Raw genomic sequence first — 3,398 nt, 5'->3', positions numbered from 1 at the left:
CTATCCGATGTTTGTCCAAATGCTCCCACCCATAATGTCAGGAAAAATAAGAGGGCAGATCTAAAAGTGTTCATGAAGTAGTATTTTTTACCGGGGTAACAATTCAATAACATAGCCATCCAAATCATTGATGAATTTCCGTTTGGGTTTGCCCGCGCCATTATTCGATTTTTCCTTCGTTTTAATTTTTTCACCAGCCAGATATGCCTGATATTTCTCCAATAAATTCGCTGGAACTGTTACCCTTATATGTGGTCTGTCCAAAGCATCCGGATCTATTAATTGCACCCTTCCAGCCTTAAGAATGATGTATACCCCATTCTCCAATTTCAAGAACCGCCGTACCTGCCTGAGATCTTCAGGGATACTCCTCACTTCGGCACCAAAAACCTTCTCATAGTAAGCCTCGCTTTTATCCAGGTCTATAACCGATATGATAATCGGCTGATCGGAGATGATTGAGTACTCTTTTGCCTTCTTCTGCCCAAATGAATAACCGCAGCAACAGAGCATTGCCAGGACAAGACCTATCATCCTGCTTCTAAAAAGTGGACGGACTGTCGACAGGCGGATGTAGCCGGCCTGTTTAGCTGTATTCAAAATAGCAGCCATTGAAAAGCCGCTGGGGCTTTTAAACTTATTTATATACATAATCGAAATGATTGACAAGATATCAACCCCTATCCGAGGGCTTAAAAAATTCTTTCAACAGGACAGACAGGCCTTATGCGGTCTGATTATTCGGCTTGTTTCACTACCACGGCGCTTCTATTCACGCCATTTTCATTGACGCTAATGATGTAATGCCCGACAGACAGATCATTCATATCCAAGGTTGTTTTATAATTGCCCTTTTTGGGTTTGATTTGATAAACCTTCAATTCCCTGCCCAATTTATCTGCAACCCTCAACGTCGCGAGCTGAGCCCGGGCCGGCATAGTTACTTCCAGGTTTTTAACAACCGGGTTGGGATATGCTACCAGCTGCCCATCCTCAGATGTCGCCTTATCACTGGCTTTTATGTTTTCAGGCAGAAATCCGAAATCCAGGTCATGAATGTTAATGCCCGACGCCCCGGTTTGAAAAGCGATTACAGCCTGATTTTCAACAGTTACAGCATCGTTGTCCACTTCTTTATCAGCGGTAGCCTTGGCAAGCGTTGGTTTAAGTTTTCCCTGACTTAGCCCAACCCGGATCTCATAGGCCGTTGCAGGTTTCAGCCCGCCGCTGACATTCTCCTCACCAAACAGGTACATCCCATCCGCATCCGACCGGGTGGTCGCTATTTTGACTCCTTTCTCAAACAGGTCCAATGCTATGTCGGCCAACGCCGGCTCGCCGGGGTCCTGCACGCCGTCGCCATTGGTGTCAGACCATATGCGGTTGCCTGCCGAAATGGGAGCGGGCCCCGTAATCAAGGCCAGACCGCCCACACCGTTCGCCTTGCCAAACGTCCCCGGCTGCGCGTTTCGGTAGAGCAGCCAGCCACGGCTGGTCCGGCCATCCGCATTGAAAAATGACTTGATTCCACCTGAATTGAATTCCTGGATCGGCTCATGGGCCGTCATCAATACCTCTCCGGTTGCCGGGAGGACCAATACCCCTCCTGCCCCGGTTTCCTGATGGATCACCCGGCCGCTCCGTAGCTCGTCGCGGAATATAAAATCGTCCTGAAAAAAGAACTCCCCGCCTTTCGGGCCCTGCATGTTGCCCTTTCCGTCGGTCGAAAAATCTCCGGCTATCGCATTGTCTTCCAGACTAAACCGGGCATTCCCGCTTCCGGGCCTGCGGGGAAACACGCGCAGGATATCCCCTGCCGCCACGGCCGTATAGCTCGCTTTGCCCGTGGGGTCCGGCTGCCCGGTACCCGCTTGATGGCCAAAACGGTCCATAAAACCGAGTATCATCGCACCCTGTGCATCAAAGGCAATCGAAGACAAAATAGGCTGTGGCCGGCTTGCCGTTGAAGGCAATGCACTGTTCAAAGCTTTACTGAAATCGTCCGTCCAGGGATGCCAGGTTTTTGTCCCAAGATCGACCACCGCTTCGCCACGGAAATAATCCAACGGCATGGCGAATACCTCCCTGATTTTTTTCGTGGACGGGTCCAGTTCGTACACGATCGCTTTCAAGTCCATTAACGATTGGGACGTGGCCGCATCGCATACCGCTCCTATATATACGTAATCTCCATGAACGGTCACCGCGAAGGGCCGGCTTGTGCCCCCGGCGCATCCCGAGGGAATCTTGTACTTTGTAACATCGGCCGATGTAGGCTTCGCTGCCGTATCTGCCGGCAGCTTGATGCCGTATAATGTCTGGTCGAACAGGTTCATCACATACAGGCCCTGACCATCCCGGGAAATAGCCATCCCCCCCAGGCTTACCTTTCCTACGTCGCCCAGAAACTGGCCATCCACGTTACTGCTATCGACTGCACGCTTTAATCCTTCATGGTGGTCATCGCCGGTCTGAATACCTAAGGCTTTCAGGTCCAGCCAGCTGATAGTGCGCCGTGTGGGCCAGTCGGTACGATAAATCCCGCCCGTTCCCAGTGGGCCATAGCCGACGTGCCGCTTGGCCAGGGCCGCCGAGTATAAATGCCCGGTAGCTTTGTTATAGGCCACTCCCCATAGCGCCCCTACCTGACGGGATGTAGCCAGCCTGATCACCGCCGTATCTTCCAATGACAGTGCAGTCAATGCCGATAGGCTATCGTTACCGCTGCCGTTGATGTAAACAGGAGATACCAGAAACGATTTAGGGGAGATATAATGCTCCGGCCGGTATCCCGTCCAGTTTATTTCCGTTGCAGGGCTTTTGACAAAACGGACCGAAGGCGTCAAAGCACTGCTCTGCGAGGTTTTTGAATCGGTTTCAAAAACCAGCTTTACATGCTTACCCTCAGGAACATCCAGGAAATAATTACCCGATTGATCGCTCCACGTCTGCGCAATCAATTCGTACTTACCGGATTTGGAAATCCCGTACGCTTTAATACCAATGCTATTCTTCAAATTTTGGGGAATAGCTGCCTGACTGGCGTTGGTATTGTAAGAAACCGTTCCGCTGATCTGGCCTATCGACAAATAAGGCGAACATAAAAGGGAAGCTACAAAAAGACGAAGTAATGAGCGTTTTTGCACAGATAAACGGGTTACTGCGGGCACTGATTTCCTGCTTTGTTCCATGAAACAAATTTTTAATAGATGGGCTATGGTAAAGTCCATTGATAATACAGTGCCATGCGCACAGTATCTGTGAGGTTATAAATTACGTTCTTCGATGAAAGTTTCAGGAATAAAATGGCCGTTTTCCGACGGAGGAACCGGGTTTGTGAGCATTAAATGCTACCCGATCTTTATGAATAGCATTATTATCCGAGACAATATCCGCTC

2 protein-coding genes are annotated in these 3,398 nt (G+C 49.9%); both read right to left on the bottom strand.

Going from position 1 to position 3,398, the window contains the following annotated elements; all coding sequences use genetic code 11:
• Window positions 1-87 precede the first annotated feature (87 nt).
• Window positions 88-651 (bottom strand): VOC family protein, encoded by a 564-nt coding sequence (locus ACQ4MZ_RS31430; RefSeq protein ID WP_430852013.1) that lies wholly within the window; start codon window positions 649-651, stop codon window positions 88-90.
• An 86-nt stretch (window positions 652-737) separates the two neighbouring features.
• Entirely contained in the window at window positions 738-3,191 is a 2,454-nt protein-coding gene (locus tag ACQ4MZ_RS31425) for an SdrD B-like domain-containing protein (protein ID WP_430852012.1), read from the bottom strand.
• Window positions 3,192-3,398: the final 207 nt, after the last annotated feature.

It is taken from the genome of Dyadobacter sp. BHUBP1 (genome assembly GCF_050587785.1).
In the GTDB taxonomy this organism is placed as follows: domain Bacteria; phylum Bacteroidota; class Bacteroidia; order Cytophagales; family Spirosomataceae; genus Dyadobacter.
Note: the sequence above shows the minus strand (reverse complement) of the source record. Positions and strands in the feature narration are given on the sequence as shown.